This window comes from Streptomyces sp. NPDC052773, from assembly GCF_044547145.1.
GTDB lineage: Bacteria > Actinomycetota > Actinomycetes > Streptomycetales > Streptomycetaceae > Streptomyces.
The window spans coordinates 213,348-229,190 of record NZ_JBITZX010000011.1 but is presented as its reverse complement, the minus strand read 5'-3'; the positions used below and the strand labels follow the sequence as shown (position 1 = coordinate 229,190).

16 protein-coding genes are annotated in these 15,843 nt (G+C 70.7%); all 16 read right to left on the bottom strand.

What is annotated here, in order from left to right; translation table 11 throughout:
* Positions 1-31: 31 nt before the first annotated feature.
* Positions 32-652 carry a GTP-binding protein gene (locus ACIG0D_RS24495; protein WP_399804591.1) on the bottom strand — a complete coding sequence of 207 codons (621 nt, stop codon included), beginning with the start codon at positions 650-652 and terminating at the stop codon, positions 32-34.
* The gene (locus ACIG0D_RS24490) at positions 633-1,028 is read right to left on the bottom strand and encodes a DUF742 domain-containing protein (protein WP_399804589.1); all 396 of its coding nucleotides are present in this window, start codon (positions 1,026-1,028) and stop codon (positions 633-635) included. The genes ACIG0D_RS24495 and ACIG0D_RS24490 overlap by 20 nt, the downstream gene beginning before the upstream one ends.
* Complete coding sequence (locus tag ACIG0D_RS24485) at positions 1,025-1,435, bottom strand: roadblock/LC7 domain-containing protein (RefSeq protein WP_365764238.1); 411 nt, start codon at positions 1,433-1,435, stop codon at positions 1,025-1,027. Before ACIG0D_RS24485 ends, ACIG0D_RS24490 begins: the two co-directional genes overlap by 4 nt.
* The gene (locus ACIG0D_RS24480; protein ID WP_399804586.1) at positions 1,432-3,105 is read right to left on the bottom strand and encodes a sensor histidine kinase; all 1,674 of its coding nucleotides are present in this window, start codon (positions 3,103-3,105) and stop codon (positions 1,432-1,434) included. Before ACIG0D_RS24480 ends, ACIG0D_RS24485 begins: the two co-directional genes overlap by 4 nt.
* A gap of 336 nt (positions 3,106-3,441) precedes the next feature.
* A complete protein-coding gene (locus tag ACIG0D_RS24475; RefSeq protein ID WP_399804583.1) occupies positions 3,442-6,294 on the bottom strand; it encodes a DEAD/DEAH box helicase in 2,853 nt (950 codons plus the stop codon).
* 40 nt (positions 6,295-6,334) lie between these two features.
* On the bottom strand, positions 6,335-7,225 hold the full coding sequence (locus ACIG0D_RS24470; protein WP_399804580.1) for a diacylglycerol kinase: 891 nt from the start codon (positions 7,223-7,225) through the stop codon (positions 6,335-6,337).
* A 31-nt stretch (positions 7,226-7,256) separates the two neighbouring features.
* Positions 7,257-8,204 carry a twin-arginine translocase subunit TatC gene (gene tatC, locus ACIG0D_RS24465; RefSeq protein ID WP_399804577.1) on the bottom strand — a complete coding sequence of 316 codons (948 nt, stop codon included), beginning with the start codon at positions 8,202-8,204 and terminating at the stop codon, positions 7,257-7,259.
* 47 nt (positions 8,205-8,251) lie between these two features.
* Entirely contained in the window at positions 8,252-8,536 is a 285-nt protein-coding gene (gene tatA, locus ACIG0D_RS24460) for a Sec-independent protein translocase subunit TatA (protein ID WP_365764248.1), read from the bottom strand.
* A gap of 261 nt (positions 8,537-8,797) precedes the next feature.
* On the bottom strand, positions 8,798-8,992 hold the full coding sequence (locus tag ACIG0D_RS24455; protein WP_365764250.1) for a hypothetical protein: 195 nt from the start codon (positions 8,990-8,992) through the stop codon (positions 8,798-8,800).
* Positions 8,993-9,012: 20 nt separating this feature from the next.
* Positions 9,013-9,303 carry a hypothetical protein gene (locus ACIG0D_RS24450; RefSeq protein ID WP_365764252.1) on the bottom strand — a complete coding sequence of 97 codons (291 nt, stop codon included), beginning with the start codon at positions 9,301-9,303 and terminating at the stop codon, positions 9,013-9,015.
* Positions 9,300-10,388: a helix-turn-helix transcriptional regulator gene (locus tag ACIG0D_RS24445; protein WP_399804573.1), complete on the bottom strand. Its 1,089-nt coding sequence runs from the start codon at positions 10,386-10,388 to the stop codon at positions 9,300-9,302. The genes ACIG0D_RS24450 and ACIG0D_RS24445 overlap by 4 nt, the downstream gene beginning before the upstream one ends.
* 19 nt (positions 10,389-10,407) lie before the next feature.
* Positions 10,408-11,385 carry a helix-turn-helix transcriptional regulator gene (locus ACIG0D_RS24440; RefSeq protein WP_399804571.1) on the bottom strand — a complete coding sequence of 326 codons (978 nt, stop codon included), beginning with the start codon at positions 11,383-11,385 and terminating at the stop codon, positions 10,408-10,410.
* 188 nt (positions 11,386-11,573) lie between these two features.
* Entirely contained in the window at positions 11,574-11,945 is a 372-nt protein-coding gene (locus ACIG0D_RS24435; RefSeq protein WP_399804568.1) for an FKBP-type peptidyl-prolyl cis-trans isomerase, read from the bottom strand.
* A 134-nt stretch (positions 11,946-12,079) separates the two neighbouring features.
* On the bottom strand, positions 12,080-13,081 hold the full coding sequence (locus ACIG0D_RS24430) for an FKBP-type peptidyl-prolyl cis-trans isomerase (protein WP_399804566.1): 1,002 nt from the start codon (positions 13,079-13,081) through the stop codon (positions 12,080-12,082).
* A 131-nt stretch (positions 13,082-13,212) separates the two neighbouring features.
* Complete coding sequence (pafA, locus tag ACIG0D_RS24425; RefSeq protein WP_165996941.1) at positions 13,213-14,574, bottom strand: Pup--protein ligase; 1,362 nt, start codon at positions 14,572-14,574, stop codon at positions 13,213-13,215.
* 9 nt (positions 14,575-14,583) lie between these two features.
* The gene (locus ACIG0D_RS24420; RefSeq protein WP_399804563.1) at positions 14,584-15,843 is read right to left on the bottom strand and encodes an MFS transporter; all 1,260 of its coding nucleotides are present in this window, start codon (positions 15,841-15,843) and stop codon (positions 14,584-14,586) included.

Here is a 15,843-nt window from a genome sequence, read left to right as displayed (position 1 = left end):
GGGTCGCTTTCCAGGCGTCTTGGGCCGGTCGTCACTTGAGCCGGCCGGTCAGGGCGAGGTTGTGCAGGAAGCGCATCAGGGTCATGAGGACGTCGCGGCTGGAGGCGCGGCGGCGGACGTCGCACTCGATGATGGGGATCTCCGGCTCCAGGTCGAGGGCGGTGCGCAGCTGCTCGATGGGGTAACGGGGCGCGTCGGGGAAGGTGTTGACGGCCACCACGAAGGGCACGCCGCGCTCCTCCAGGCGCCCCATCACGTCGAAGCTGACCTCCAGGCGCCGGGTGTCGACGAGGACGACCGCGCCGAGCGCGCCTTCGAACAGGCCGTTCCACAGAAACCAGAACCGCTCCTGGCCGGGGGTGCCGAACAGATACAGCACCAGCTGCTCGGAGATGCTGATGCGGCCGAAGTCCATCGCCACGGTGGTGGCGGTCTTGGTGTCGGAGCCGAAGTTGTCGTCGACCCCGATCCCGGCCTGGGTCATGGTCTCCTCGGTGGTCAGCGGCCGGATCTCGCTGACCGAACCGACCATGGTGGTCTTGCCGACGCCGAACCCGCCCACGATCACGATCTTCACCGCGGCCTGTGCCGTGTGCGGCAGCTGGTCCTCCGCGCGGGGGCCGGGAATGGTGTCAGAGCTTTTGAAGTCCATGCATCACCGCTTCGAGGAGGGAACGGTCAGGAAGCGCCTGGCGGACGATCGGGGCGCGCGCCTGCACCAGTCCGGCCGCCAGCATCTCGGTCAGCAGAGCGGAGACCACGCTGAACGGCAGCTGGAGGTAGGCGGACAGCTCCGCTCCGGAGAGCGGGGACTCGCACAGCCGGACCACCGCGGCCTGTTCCGGGGGCAGCGAGCCGGCGTCGTCGGCGCGCGCCACGATCAACGTGACCAGGTCGATGTCGGCGGGTACGCCGTCGCCCTCGCCGATCAGATAGAGCCGTTCGGGGTGCTTGCCCTCGCCCTCCCGCGGGGGTGCCGGTTCCGCTTCCTGCCCGGGGTGGCGCCTCTGGCGTTGCGGAGGAGTCATACGCTCTGCCCGTTCCGCCGGGGCGGACTGGTGAGGTGGGTGCCGAGGCGCACGATCAGGTCCCGCATCCGGCCGCTCATCAGGCCGGGTTCGGTGCGGACGTCGGAGAGCACGGCGATGTAGGCGTTGGGGCCGGCGTTCATCAGGTAGAAGTAGCCGCCGTCCACCTCCATCAGCAGCAGCCGCATCTCGCCCTTCTCGCTGGCGTGGATCTCGTCGGTGAGGGCGTGGGCGAGGCTCTGCATGCCGGCGCAGGCCGCGGCGACCCGGTCGGCTGCGTCGGGATCGCCGCCGTAGCGCGCGATGCGCAGCCCGTCCGCCGACAGCACCACGATCATCTCGATGCCGAGGGTCCCGTCGACGAGGTCGCGGAGCATCCAGTCGATGTTCCCTTGCTGCTGGATCACGTGAGGTCCCCCTTGTCCTCGGCCTCGGCGTCGGCCGGTCGGTCCTGGTTTTCCTTGAGCAGATGCTGATAGGCGGCCGGGTTGACGGTGAAGGCGGTCGGGTCACCCGGGTTGTCCTTCTTCAGCCCCTCGTAGAAGGCCTCGACCCACATGCCGGGCAGGGGCCGCTCCTTCTCCGGCTCGGGCTCGGGCTCCGGCTCCGGTTCGGGGCGCAGCGGCGCCCACGGGTTGTCCTTGATCTCGTTGGCGGCGGCCCGCTCGGCGGCCTCCTTCACGGCCTGGTCCCAGGCCGCGTCCTCGGCGATCTGCTGGCTGAGCGGGGTCTTGACCCGGCTGCGGCGCTGCGGCAGCCCGTTCTCGGTCCACTCGGTGACCACGGGGACGTCGTCCTCGAGGGACACCCCGGCCGGGATGCGCGGGTTGGTGGGGCGGCGGACCTTCGGCTTGCGCTTGGGGCCTTCGAGGGCGTCCGGCGGGCGCGGGGCGATGGACTGGGCGCCGATGCCGTGGGGCACGAGGCCGAACACGCCGGGCTGGTCGGTCATCATGATCCGCGGCAGCACCAGCACGGCCCGCAGACCTCCGTACGCCGAGGAGCGCAGGGAGATCTGCATGTCGTATTCCTTGCACAGACGGCCGACGACGGCGAAGCCGATCCGCGGCAGGTCCTCGATGACCTCGAGGTCGGTGCCCTCCATGGCCATGGCCAGCAGGTCCTCGAGGCGCCCGCGGGACTCCTCGTTCAGCGGCGGGCCGCAGTCCTCGATCTCGATGGCCACGCCGTACTGCACCTCGTGCGCGGTGACGTGCACCTTGGTGGTGGGCGGCGAGTAGCGGGTGGCGTTGTCGAGGAGTTCGGCGAGGGCGTGGATGACCGGCTCGACCGAGATGCCCCGGATGTTGACCTTGGCGATCGACTTCAGTTCGATGCGCCGGTACTCCAGGATCCGGGACATGGCGCCGCGCAGCACGCTGTAGAGCGCGACGGGCTGCGGCCACTGGCGTCCGGGCCGGCCGCCGCCGAGGACGGAGACCGAGTCGGCGAGGCGGCCGATCAGGGCGTTGCCGTGGTCGATGCGCAGCAGGTCCTGGAAGACCTCGTGGTTGGTGCCGTGGTCCTCCTCCATCTCGCGGAGTTCCTTGGCCTGCTGGTGGACGATGGCCTGGACGCGCTGGGCGACGTGCACGAAGGACTGCTGCGCGCCCTCGCGCTGGACCACTTCGCTCTCGATCGCCCTCAGCACCGCCTGGAGCAGGTCGGCGTGCGGCTTGCGCAGGTCGCGGAAGCTGGGCTCGAACTGCTCCAGGCGGAGGATCGCGTCGCGGGTCGCGAGTCCGCGGCGCAGCCATCGGACCGCCCGGGGCAGCACGTCCTTGGTCAACCGGCCGAGCAACAGGTCCTGTTCGGCCAGGCGTTGCTCCAGCACGGCGGAGCGGCGGGCGTGGTCGGCCTGCTGGCGGCGCAGTGCCCGGCCGCGACGGGCCGCCTCGGCCGCCGTCACGAGGACCAGCAGCGTGGCGATGCCGCCGCACAGGCCGACCGCGAGCCGAGCCGGGTATGCCACCACGGCGACGGCGGCTCCGGTCGCCGCCGCCATCACTATGGCCGGCGGCAACAGCACGCGCGCGTATGGGAGTTCACGGCGGGGCGGGGTTGGAACACTCACCATGTGGGCCCTCTGAAACGAATCGACTGGGTGTCGGGCGAGCTTGCGGGGGGAAGAGTCATGGATATGTCTGGGTATTCACGACGATTTGGAACAGACGCACGAATTCAGCGCAACTCGGTGCGCTGCGGGCGAGCTTAGTCCGACCGGATCATCGGCGTGTCATATTCAGCAACCGCCTGAAGCGGGCTACGGACACGGGGTACGCTCGACTCCATTTACACGCACGGAGATCGTTCGCACACACGCCGTCACGGCGCACAGACATACGAAAGCCGCCCACCCCAACGGGTGAACGGCTTCGCTCAGGGTGCGGCGACTTTCCCCGCCGACGGCGGACTACCCAACGGACGAGTAGGCCACAACCCCCCGCAGCAACCCCTCAACCGCCTTGCGCGCGGCCTTCGGCACGGTGGAGCCCTCCGCGGGAGCCGCCGCCTGGATCTGCCCCAGCACGTCGATCACCTGCTTGCACCACCGCACGAAGTCGCCCGCCGGCATCTCCGCCTCGCGCAGCACCTCGTCGAGCCCCTTGCCGGAGGCCCACATGTACGCGGCCCAGGCGAAGCCGAGGTCGGGCTCGCGCTGCCCGACACCCTCGGTCTGGGTGATGCGGTACTCCTCCTCGAGCGCGTCCAGCCGCCCCCAGATCCGCACCATCTCGCCGAGCGCGGCCTTCGCCTTGCCGGACGGCAGCTTCGGCGCGAGCGCGTCGTCGCCGACCCGCGCCTCGTACACCAACGCCGAGACGCACGCGGCGAGTTCGGTCGGCGCGAGGCCTTCCCAGACCCCGGCCCGCAGGCACTCGCTGGCCAGCAGGTCCAGCTCGCCGTAGAGCCGGGCGAGCCGCTTGCCGTGCTGGGTGACCTCGTCGTCGCGCAGATAGTCCAGCTCGGTCAGCAGCGCCACGATCCGGTCGAAGGTCCGCGCGATGGTGTTCGTACGGCCCTCTATGCGGCGCTCCAACTGCTTGGTGTCCCGCAGCAGCCGGTGATAGCGCTCCGCCCAGCGGGCGTGGTCCTCGCGATCGCTGCACCCGTGGCACGGATGCGCCCGCAGGGCCGCCCGCAGCCGGGCGATCTCACGGTCGTCGGCGGCCTGCGAGCGGCGCTTGCGGTGCCGATCCGGCTCGATGTGCCCGGCCTTGGTGCGCAGCGCCGACGCCAGGTCGCGCCGGGACTGCGGCGAGCGCGGGTTGAAGGACTTCGGGATCCGCATCCGCTCCAGCGGCTCCACCGGCACCGGGAAGTCGATCGACGCCAGCCGCTTGACCTGCCGCTCGGCGGTGAGCACCAGCGGGCGCGGCCCGTCGTAGTGGTCGAAGCCGCGGTGGCCGTTGGAGCGTCCGGCGGGCAGGCCCGGGTCCAGCACCAGCGCGAGCCCGGCGTACTTGCCGGTCGGGACGTGGATGACGTCACCCGGCTTCAGCCGCTCCAGCGAGACGGCGGCCTCCGCGCGCCGCTGTGCGGCGCCCTGCCGGGCCAGTTCGGTCTCGCGGTCCTTCAGCTCCCGGCGCAGCCGGGCGTACTCCTCGAAGTCGCCGAGGTGGCAGGTCATGGAGGCCTTGTAGCCCTCCAGGCCCTCCTCGTTGCGCTGGACCTGGCGGGAGATGCCGACGACCGACTTGTCGGCCTGGAACTGGGCGAACGAGGTCTCCAGCAGTTCGCGCGAGCGGTGCCGCCCGAACTGCTCGACCAGGTTGACCGCCATGTTGTACGACGGCTTGAAGCTGGAGCGCAGCGGATACGTGCGGGTGCCGGCCAGCCCGGCCAGGTGCTCGGGGCTCATCCCGCGCTGCCACAGCACGACCGCGTGGCCCTCGACGTCGATGCCGCGGCGGCCGGCCCGGCCGGTCAGCTGGGTGTACTCGCCGGGGGTGATGTCGGCGTGCTGCTCGCCGTTCCACTTGACGAGCTTCTCCAGGACCACCGACCGCGCGGGCATGTTGATGCCCAGCGCCAGCGTCTCGGTGGCGAAGACGGCCTTGACCAGCCCGCGCACGAACAGCTCCTCGACGACCTCCTTGAACGTCGGCAGCATGCCCGCGTGGTGGGCGGCGATGCCGCGCTCCAGGCCCTCCAGCCACTCGTAGTACCCCAGCACATGCAGGTCCTCGCGCGGGATGGAGGCGGTGCGCTCCTCGACGAGCGCGCGCACCCGGTGGCGGGCCTCCTCGTCGTTGAGCCGCAGTCCGGCGTACAGGCACTGCTGGACGGCGGCCTCGCAGGCGGCGCGGCTGAAGATGAAGGTGATGGCCGGGAGCAGGCCCTCGGCGTCCAGCCGCTCGATGACCTCGGGGCGGCTCGGCGTCCAGATCCGCGAGCGCTGGCGGCGCTCGCGCTCCCGGTCCGCCTCACGCATCGCCCGGCCGCGCCGGCGGTCCTGGAAGGACGGCCGGCTCGCCTCCATCCGCGCCATGCGCGTGAGGTCGGGGTTGACGGCCTTCCGGTGGCCCTCGCCCTCCTCGAACAGGTCGTACATCCGCCGCCCGGCGAGGACGTGCTGGAACAGCGGCACGGGCCGGTGCTCGGAGACGATCACCTCGGTGTCGCCGCGCACGGTGTCCAGCCAGTCGCCGAACTCCTCGGCGTTGGACACGGTCGCCGACAGCGACACCAGCGTCACGGACTCCGGCAGGTGGATGATCACCTCTTCCCAGACGGCGCCGCGGAAGCGGTCGGAGAGGTAGTGCACCTCGTCCATGACCACATAGCCGAGGCCCAGGAGGGTCTGGGAGCCCGCGTACAGCATGTTCCTCAGCACCTCGGTGGTCATCACGACCACCGGGGCGTCGGAGTTGACGCTGTTGTCGCCGGTGAGCAGGCCGACCTTCTCGGTGCCGTAGCGACGGCACAGGTCGTTGTACTTCTGGTTCGACAGCGCCTTGATGGGTGTCGTGTAGAAGCACTTCTTGCCCTGCCGCAGGGCGAGGTGGACGGCGAACTCGCCCACGATCGTCTTGCCGGAGCCGGTGGGAGCGGCCACCAGCACGCCCTTCCCCGCCTCCAGGGCCTGGCAGGCCTCGATCTGGAAGGGGTCGAGGCCGAAGTCGTACATCTCGCGGAAGGACGCGAGCGCGGTGGCCTGCTCGGCTGCCCGCCTGCGGGCTGCCGCGTACCGCTCGGCCGGTGAGAGGTCCTGTGTCATCGTGCTTTCGAGCGTACCGGGCCGCACTGACAACAGGACGATCATTATCCGGATCCGGTCCTGGCAATCCGGCGGTATCCCCAGCTCAGGGGCGTATCACCCGGACCGCCCCGGGCACGCAGCGCGCGGTCAGCGGCAGCGGTCCGAGGGGCTCCCCGTCGGCGTAGCCGGTGATCCCCGCGGCCGCGATCTCGATCTTCGCCGCCCGGTGCACGGTGACCTTGGGATGGTCGACGTGCCCGCCCCGGTACACGGTCGGGAAGACCCGCAGCAGCGTCCGCCGCGAGCAGTCCCCGACCACGGTGATGTCGAACAGCCCGTCGGTGAGGTCGGCGCCGGGACAGATCCGCATCCCGCCGCCGTACGACGACCCGTTCCCGACCGCCACCAGCGTCGCCTCGACCTCGCGGACGGCGCCGTCGTCCAGGGTGATCCGGTACGGGAACGGGCGGAACGCGGCCAGCTCGGCGAGCATCGCCAGGTCGTACTTGAGGCGCCCGGCGGGCCATCGCATCCGGTTGCCCCGGTCGTTGACCCGGGAGTCGAAGCCGGAGGCCAGTACGGTGCCGAACCAGCGGTCCCCGACCCGGCCGAGGTCGATGTCGTCCAGCCGGGAGCTTTTGAGGGCGCCGGCGATCAGCCGGCCCGCGGCGGCCGGGTCGCGCACGGGCAGGCCGAGCGCGCGGGCGAAGTCGTTACCGGTGCCGACGGCGACCAGGCCGAGCGGAGTGCGGGTGCCGGCGACGGCCTGGAGCGCCAGGCCCGCCATGCCGTCCCCGCCGACTGCGATCAGGGCGCCGGTGCCGTCCGTGACGGCGGCACGCGCGCGGGTGAGGGCGTCCCCGGCGTCCGCGCCGAGGACCGTCCGCACCGAGAAACCGGCCGCCCGCAACGCGGAAGCGGCCGGCCGCGCCGCGTGGGCGCCCCGGCCGCGGCCCGCGGTGGGGTTGACGAAGAGGGTGATCTCGCTGGTCACGTCCGTGACCCTACGAGCTGCGCCCCGGTCCTCAGGTCACGTCGTCATAACCGTTGACCCGGTCCCTGGTGGCCTGCTCGGGCAGGGCGGGAGCGGTGCTGACGGGCTCGATCTCGCCGATGTCCTCGGGGGTCAGGTCCAGCTCGGAGGCCTCGTCGTCGGCGGGGCCCTCCGCCTCGCGGCGGGCGCGACGCTTGTCGTTCAGGAGCGAGATGCCCGTGGCGCCGAAGTACATGACCCAGATGGGGCCGGCGAGCGCCAGCATGGAGAGGGGGTCGGTGCTCGGCGTGGCGATCGCCGCGAACAGCGTGATGCCCAGGATCATGCCTCGCCACCAGCCGGCCATCCTCTTGCCGGTCAGCACCCCGCCGAAGTTGAGCATCACCAGCAGCAGCGGCAGCTCGAAGGAGAGACCGAAGACGACGATCATCCGCATGACCAGGTGCAAGAGGTCTTCGAGAGGCAGCTGGTTGTCAGCGCCGATGATCGCGAACTCGAGCATCACCGAGGCCATCTTCGGCAGCGACCAGTACGCGAAGTAGGCCCCGAGAACGAACAGGGGGAATCCCGCGGCGACGAAGGCGAGGCTGTACTTCTTCTCGTGCCGGTGCAGGCCCGGGGCGACGAACGCCCACAGCTGGTAGAGCCACACAGGGCTGGAGAGCACCACACCGGACGCCAGCGACACCGTGAGCGCCAGCGTGAACGGGCTCAGCAGACCGTTCTGCACGATCCGCGCGCACTGCATGTCCTCGGTGCCCTTGGCCAGCTCGGCGAAGCTGTACGCGCATCCCACCGCGTCCAGGATGGGATCCGTGAAGAACTCGACGATGTGCTTGTAGAAGAAGGCTGCGATCACCGTCGCCACGAAGATCGCTACGAGACTCTTCACCAGCCGGTTGCGTAGCTCACGCAAATGGTCCGCAAGGGGCATCCGCCCCTCGGGATCCCTCTCACTTTTGCGGGCAGACTTCAGCAACCCACGTTCCCATCTCGTACGGCGGGCCGGAGGTCACCGGCCCTGCGTCAGCGCTTGGTGGTGTCCGTCGGCTCGGTGACCGGGCGGGAGCTGGTCACGTCGCCGGGGGCGGCCTGGATGACGCGCTGAGCGGGGGGCTGCTCGTCGGTGGAGTGCGGCGGGTCGGCCGGCGCGGACTTCTTGTCGTCCTCCTTCATCGCCTTCGCCTCGCTCTTGAGGATGCGCGCGGACTTGCCGAGCGAGCGGGCCATGTCCGGAAGCTTCTTGGCGCCGAACAGCAGGATGATGACGACGAGGATCAGAATGATCTCGGTAGGTCCGAGCCGTCCCATAAGTCTTTACCTTCTCACCGAGGCGGATGGGTGGGTGGCTGTCCGACCGGTCGGACAGGTGTCCGAGCAACCGGGCCGACAGCGATCGTAACGCTCAGGGGTAAACGTCCGGCAATCCCCGTGCGTACTCCCGGTCCGCGATCCGGGCCTCGTTCTCCGGACCGCGACCGTCAGCGTACCTGCCGGGTGGGGCAAGTTGACAGGGCGAAGCGGCCCAAAGCACATGAACCGGCTGGGCTCACAGGGGCCGTACGGCTGACCTCACAGCGCGTCGGCGGAGCGGGCCGCGCTGACCGCGGCGCGCTCCAGGTCCTCCGCGGCGCGGTTGATCCGGCGGGCGGACTCCGTCACCTGCCGACCGAGGCGCCGGGCCTCGACGAACACCCGTATGGCCAGCACACCGAGAACGGCGAGACCCAGGAAACCCACAGCAACCGCGAACATCGGCCAGAACATGACGCCGAGCCTAGACCGTCCTAGACGGTGGAGTGGAGCCGCAGCGTCCGCACCCCGCCGCCGGTGAGCAGTTCGACGATCCGCTCCCCCGCCGGCTTGCGGACGGCCGCCCCGCACTCGGGGCAGGTGAAGGAGTAGAACGTCGTACGGCTGCTGGCGCCGATGGCCAGCCGCAGGGCGCTCGCGGCGAGTTCGAAGCGGCCCCGGCAGTCCGGGCAGCCCGCCTTGAACACCACGGGGGTCACACTGCGCATCCCCGCGAAGGCGGAGGCCACCGACACACCCTGCCCACCGAACGCCGACTCGCTCACAGCCCCTGCTCCTGCCTCTCGAACAGCCCGTGGTCGTCGTCCGCCGGCACCCGCGGCGTCCGCCCCGGTGCCTCTGCCCCCTCGTCGTACGCCTCCGGCGCGTCGATCTCCGCGTACGCCGCCAGTGCCTCGCGGGCGGCTCGGCGGGCGCTTTCGGCCAGTTCGGCCGGGGCGACGATGCGGCCGTCGGCGCCCAGGCGCAGCGCGAGGCGGCGCAGCGAGGCCGGCTCGGGGGTGCGCAGAGTGATCCGCAGACCGCCGTCGGTAAGCTCCTCGGCGCTGTCGTGCGGGTAGTACTCGGCGACCCAGCGACCGCCGGGGCCGACCTCCACGATCACCTCGGGATCCTCGGCGGCGGGCTGCACCAGCCCCTCCGACAGGTCCCGCAGCTCGATCTCGGGCGGCGCGGACGGCTCGTCGAGGATCTTGATCTCGGCGACCCGGTCGAGCCGGAAGGTACGGCGCGCCTCGGAGCGGCGGCACCACGCCTCGACGTAGGTGTGGCCTACGCTGACCAGCCGGATCGGGTCGATCTCGCGCTCGGTGACCTCGTCGCGGGCCGGCGAGTAGTAGCGGATCCACAGCCGGCGGCGCTCGGAGATGGCCCGGTCGACGTCGGCGAAGACGCCACCCTCGGACTCGAAGGTGACCGACAGCCGGGAGCTGGCGCCCGCCGCCTCGCCCGCCGCGGTCTCCACCTTGGCGGTGGCGCGCAGCAGCGCCTGCCGGTCGCTCTCCCGCAGCCCCGGCAGGGTGGCCACCGCGCGGGCGGCGACCAGCAGGGCGGTCGCCTCGTCGGCGGCGAGCCGCAGCGGCTCGGCGGCCTCCGCGCCGAGCGCGGCGGGGTTGTGCCACCAGATGCGCTCGCCGTCGGTGTCGATGTCGAGCAGATCGCCGCCGCGGAAGCTGGTGCCGCACATGGGCAGCACGTCGAGGTCGGAGACCAGCTCCTCCTCGGTGATGCCGAAGGCGCGGGCGACGTCCTCGATCCGGGCCCCGGGGCGCTCCTTGAGATACGTCACCAGGGAGAGCATCCGTCTGGTCTGGTCGATGGCGTTCACGGGCCTGACCGGTTTGCCTGCCACTTGTCTGTCCCGCTTCCCCTCAGCCCTCGGCGACGGCACGCAGCCGGTCCACCACGTCGGCGCGCAGCTCGGCGGGTTCCAGGACGACCACGTCCGGCCCGAACTCCACCAGCCAGGCGTCCAGTCCGTGCCCGTACGGAATCTCCAACTCGTCCCAGCCGTCGCCGAGTTCCCGCACCGCGGTGGCCTTCGCCCGCAGGGGGTACCCGGCGCCGGCGCGCAGCCGGATGCGCGCGCTGCGGTCGGCGGTCTCGCCCGCCCAGCCGGCGACGGTCTCGCGGACGGTGACGACGTCGGGGACCGGCGCGGTGAAGCGGCCACCGCGCGAGCGCACCTTGCCGGTGATCCTCGACAGCCGGAACACCCGCTCGGCGCCCCGGTCGCGGTCCCAGCCCGCCAGGTACCAGTGGCCGCGCCAGCACTCCAGCGCCCACGGCTCGACGTGCCGGGTCTCGGGGCGGGCGGCGGTCGCCTTGCGGTATTCGAACATCACCGGGCGGCGGTCGCGGCAGGCGAGCATCAGCGGTTCGAAGGCGGCCTCGTGCACGGGGATGCGCGGTTCCAGGGCGCCGTGCGCCTCGTAGGGGTCCACGTCCTCCGGCAGTCCGGCCGCGCGCAGTTTCTGCAGGGCGCCGCTGGCGGCGCCGGCCAGCCGGGCCTGCTGCCAGACCTTGGCGGCGAGGCCGAGGGCGGCGGCCTCCTCGGCGTCGAGGGTGATGGGCGGGAGGCGGTTGCTGTCGCGGCGGGCCAGGTAGCCGACCTCGCCGTCCAGGTTCTCGACGGTCTCGATGACGAGGCCCAGCTCGCGCAGGTCGTCCTTGTCCCGCTCGAACATGCGGTTGAACGAGTCCTCGCTGCCGGCCGCACCATTGTCCGGCCCGAAGGCCTCGACGTACGCCTCGATGGACTCGCGCAGCTCACGCTTGCTGAGCGGCCGCCGCGTCCCGAGCAGACACAGCGCGAGGTTCATCAGCCGCTCGGCCTTGGCAATGGCCATCGACGCCCTTCGCCTTCCCTATGGTGCTTCCGACCGATGACCGTACCGCTCCGCGGTGCCCGGGCAAAAGCCGAGGGCCCATGCCCGGACAGGCATGGGCCCTGGATGATCGGAGCCGGTCGGATCCCGCACGCGGTCCGTACGACGATCGGAACGTCTCCTGATCTTTTACGACTCCTGTACGACGATCAGACCCCGAGGAGGTCGACCACGAAGATCAGGGTCTCGCCGGGCTTGATCGCCGGGGTGGGGCTCTGGTTGCCGTAGGCGAGGTGGGCGGGGATGGTCAGCTGGCGGCGGCCACCGACCTTCATGCCCTGCACGCCCAGGTCCCAGCCCTTGATGACCCGGCCGGCGCCCAGCGGGAAGCGGAACGGGGTGCCCCGGTTCCAGCTCGCGTCGAACTCCTCACCCGTGCTGAAGGCGACGCCCACGTAGTGCACGGTGACGGTCTGACCCGCCTGCGCGACCTCGCCGTCACCCTCCCAGATGTCCTTGATCTCGAGGTCCGCCGGGGGCTCGCCGCCCGGGAAGTCGATCTCGGGCTTCTCGATGTTCACGTCTGAAGGCTCCTGCATGTGTACGACAAGTAACGCGCCCAGTCTTTCATCCCGCCCGGCGCGGCCGTGCCCAGCCACACCAGGCCGGCCACCGGCGCACCCCGCGCCGGGCGCCCGGCCGGTCAGGCGGCGCCTCACATCTTGGCGAGGATGTCCACCGTGAACACCAAGGTGGCGCCCTTGGCGATGCCGCTGCCGCTCGGCGGGTTGTCGCCGTAGCCCAGGTCCGGCGGGATCACGATGACGACGCGGCTGCCGACCTTCTTGCCGGTCAGCCCCTGGGACCAGCCCTTGACGACCTGCTGGAGGGAGAACGACGTCAGGGCCTTGCGCCCGTACGTGGAGTCGAACTCCTTGCCGTTCTGCCACTGCACGCCCTTGTACTGCACGAGGACGCTGTCCTGGGCGCCGACCTCGGGGCCGTCGCCCTCCAGGACGTAGTTCGCCACGAGCTTCTTCGGCGGGTCCGCCTTCGGGACCTCGATGGACGGCGCCTTGCCGTCCGTGTTCGTCCCGACCTCCGGCACGGCCGCGTCGTTCTGCGCGACCTCCTTGCCCTTGGCGGAGCTCTTGGCGTTGAAGGTGCCCTTGAGGTCCACGACGAAGACCAGGGTGTCGGTGCCCTTGATGCCCGCCTGGGGCTGGCCCTGCTCGCCGTACCCCCAGGTCGGCGGGACCGAGAACTCGACCCGGCTGCCCAGCTTCTTGCCGGTCAGCGCGTGGCGCCAGCCGTCGATGATGCTGCCCTGGGCGAGCTGGATCACCAGCGGCGTCTTGCGGTCGTACGAATTGTCGAACACCTTCGCGGTGTCCCAGATCTGGCCGAGGTAGTTCGCCTGGATGTAGTCGCCCTCCGCGACGGTCTGACCGCCGCCCGCGACGACGGTCTTCACCGCGAGGTCCTTCGACGGCGACCCGCTGCCCTTGGCGATCGTCGGCTTCTCGTCGAACTTCGTGCCCGCGGTGATCGCCGGCAGCGGACCGTCGACGATCTTCGGCGACGGCGCGGCGGAGGTGGCCTGCCCCGTCGGCGAGGCACTGTCACTGGCCTTGCCCGAATCGGCCTTGTCGTCGCCGCATCCGGCGAGCGTGACCAGTCCGGCGGGAACGGCAATCATGAGTGAGCGTCGGCGCACGATAGGGGCCTCGTAATCGGTCGATCTTGTGGATGGCGTGCGCGCAACTCTACGGCGTGAGAAGGGCGCCGTACGGGTAACGTACGGCGCCCGTGTGGCGTTCCGGCTTGTCGTGCGGAAAACGCCGCGGCTCACATTCCGGCGATCAGCTTCTCCACCCGGTCGTCCACCGAACGGAACGGGTCCTTGCACAACACGGTCCGCTGTGCCTGGTCGTTGAGCTTCAGATGCACCCAGTCGACGGTGAAGTCCCGGCGCTGTTCCTGGGCCCGTCGGATGAAGTCGCCGCGCAGCCGGGCCCGAGTGGTCTGCGGCGGAACGGACTTGCCCTCGAAGATCTTCAAGTCGTTGCAGATCCGGGCGGCTTGGCCCTTCTTCTCCAGCAGGTAGTACAGGCCACGACGGCGGTGGATGTCGTGGTAGGCGAGGTCTATCTGGGCGACCCGCGGATGCGACATGGTCATGTTGTGCTTGGCCCGGTACCGCTCGATGAGCTTGTACTTCATGACCCAGTCGATCTCGGTGTCGATCCGGTCCAGGTCCTCGGTCTCGATCGCCTCCAGCGTGCGGCCCCACAGCTCCAGCACCCGCTCGACGGTGCCGGTGCGGATGCCGCGCCGCTCGCAGAAGTCGAGGGCCTTCTCGTAGTACTCGCGCTGCACCTCCAGGGCGGAGGCCTCGCGGCCGCTGGCCAGGCGCACCTTGCGGCGGCCGGTGATGTCGTGGCTGACCTCGCGGATCGCCCGGATCGGGTTCTCCAGGGTGAGGTCGCGCATCACCGTGCCCGCCTCGATCATGCGCAGCACCAGGTCGGTGGCGCCGACCTTCAGCAGCATCGTCGTCTCGGACATGTTGGAGTCGCCCACGATGACGTGCAGCCGGCGGTAGCGCTCGGCGTCCGCGTGCGGCTCGTCGCGGGTGTTGATGATCGGCCGGGAGCGGGTCGTCGCCGACGAGACGCCCTCCCAGATGTGCTCGGCCCGCTGGCTGACGCAGTACACCGCACCACGCGGGGTCTGCAGCACCTTGCCCGCGCCGCACAGCAGCTGCCGGGTGACGAGGAACGGGATGAGGATGTCCGCGAGCCGGGAGAACTCCCCGTGCCGGGCCACCAGATAGTTCTCGTGGCAGCCGTAGGAGTTGCCCGCCGAGTCGGTGTTGTTCTTGAAGAGGTAGACGTCGCCCGCGATTCCCTCCTCGTGCAGGCGTCGTTCCGCGTCCACCAGGAGTCCTTCGAGAATGCGCTCGCCGGCCTTGTCGTGGGTGACCAGTTCGATCACGTTGTCACATTCGGGTGTCGCGTATTCCGGATGAGAGCCCACGTCGAGATAGAGGCGGGCACCGTTCCGCAGAAAGACATTGCTGCTGCGGCCCCATGACACGACACGGCGGAAGAGGTACCGCGCCACCTCGTCAGGCGACAGACGGCGCTGTCCCCTGAACGTGCACGTGACGCCGTACTCGTTCTCCAGCCCGAAAATGCGGCGGTCCATGACTGAACATTACGCCCGATCCCCTGAACTGAAACGGGGTTCGACGGCACGATTTGGATCATTTTCCGATGAAGACGCAACGACCGCGGTCCGCGCGGGAGCCGCGAGTACCCTTCCGGTGGCCAGCAGCACCAGCAGCGACACCCCGCCGGCGGCGCCGGGCACCGCGAATCCCCACAGGGTCCCGCCCCACTCGATGACCGGCCCGGCCAGGCCCGTTCCGACCGAGGCGCCCACGGTGAACGTCGTCACCAGCCAGGAGAACGCCTCGGTGACCGTGCCGCTCGGCGCGTGCCGGTCCACGATGACGAACGCGCAGGCGATGGCGGGCGCCAGGAAGACCCCGGCGAGCGCGGTGAGCGCCGTCATGGCGACCGCGCCCGGCATCAGCATCAGCGGCAGATAACAAACCGCCAGAAGCGCCACCAGCACGCACAGTCGCCGCTCCGGGGAGCCGCTCCACTGCCGCGCCCCGTACACCGCGCCGCCGGCCAGCGCGCCCAGCCCCAGGGCCGCCATCAGCCAGCCGTAGACCGCGTCGCCGCCGTGGTCGTCGGCGTACGACACCGCCGCGACCGTGATCGAGCCGAGCGCCACGCCGACGAACAGGAAGGCGACGAGCAGGGCGATCAGGCCGGGCGAGCGCAGCGCGCCGAGCCAGTGGGCCTCGCGGGGAGCGGACCGCCACGCGCGCGAGGGCGGCGACACGACCACGGAGAGGGCGCCGAGGACACCGATCACGTTCAGCACCAGCAGCGCGGCCCGCTCGGACCACAGGGAGGCGCAGAGGGTGACCAGGAGTGGGCCGACGGTGAACATGACCTCCTGGGCCACCGCGTCCATCGCGTAGGCGGTGTGCACCTGGTCCTCCTTGCGGAGGACGGAGGGCCACAGCGCCCGCAGGCCGCCCTCCAGGGGCGGGGTGAACAGACCCGCCGCCGCGACCGCGGCGTAGGACAGGAGCGCCGGCTCGGTGCCGGCGAACGCGAAGACCGCCATCGCCAGGGCCGACAGCACCGCGGCGGGCAGCTGGACGCGCGGCTGGCCGTGCAGGTCCACCAGACGCCCGAGCAGCGGCTGGCCCACCGCGTTGGCGACCCCGTACACGGCCGCCAGCGCGCCGGCCAGGCTGTACGAACCGCCCTCCGCGCGGACGAACAGCACGATCGCGATCGCGGCGGTGGCGTTCGGCAGCCGCCCCACCAGCGTGCCCGTCAGCAGCCGGGCGGCGTGTTTCGCCCTGAGGATCTCCAGGTATCCCGCAGCCAT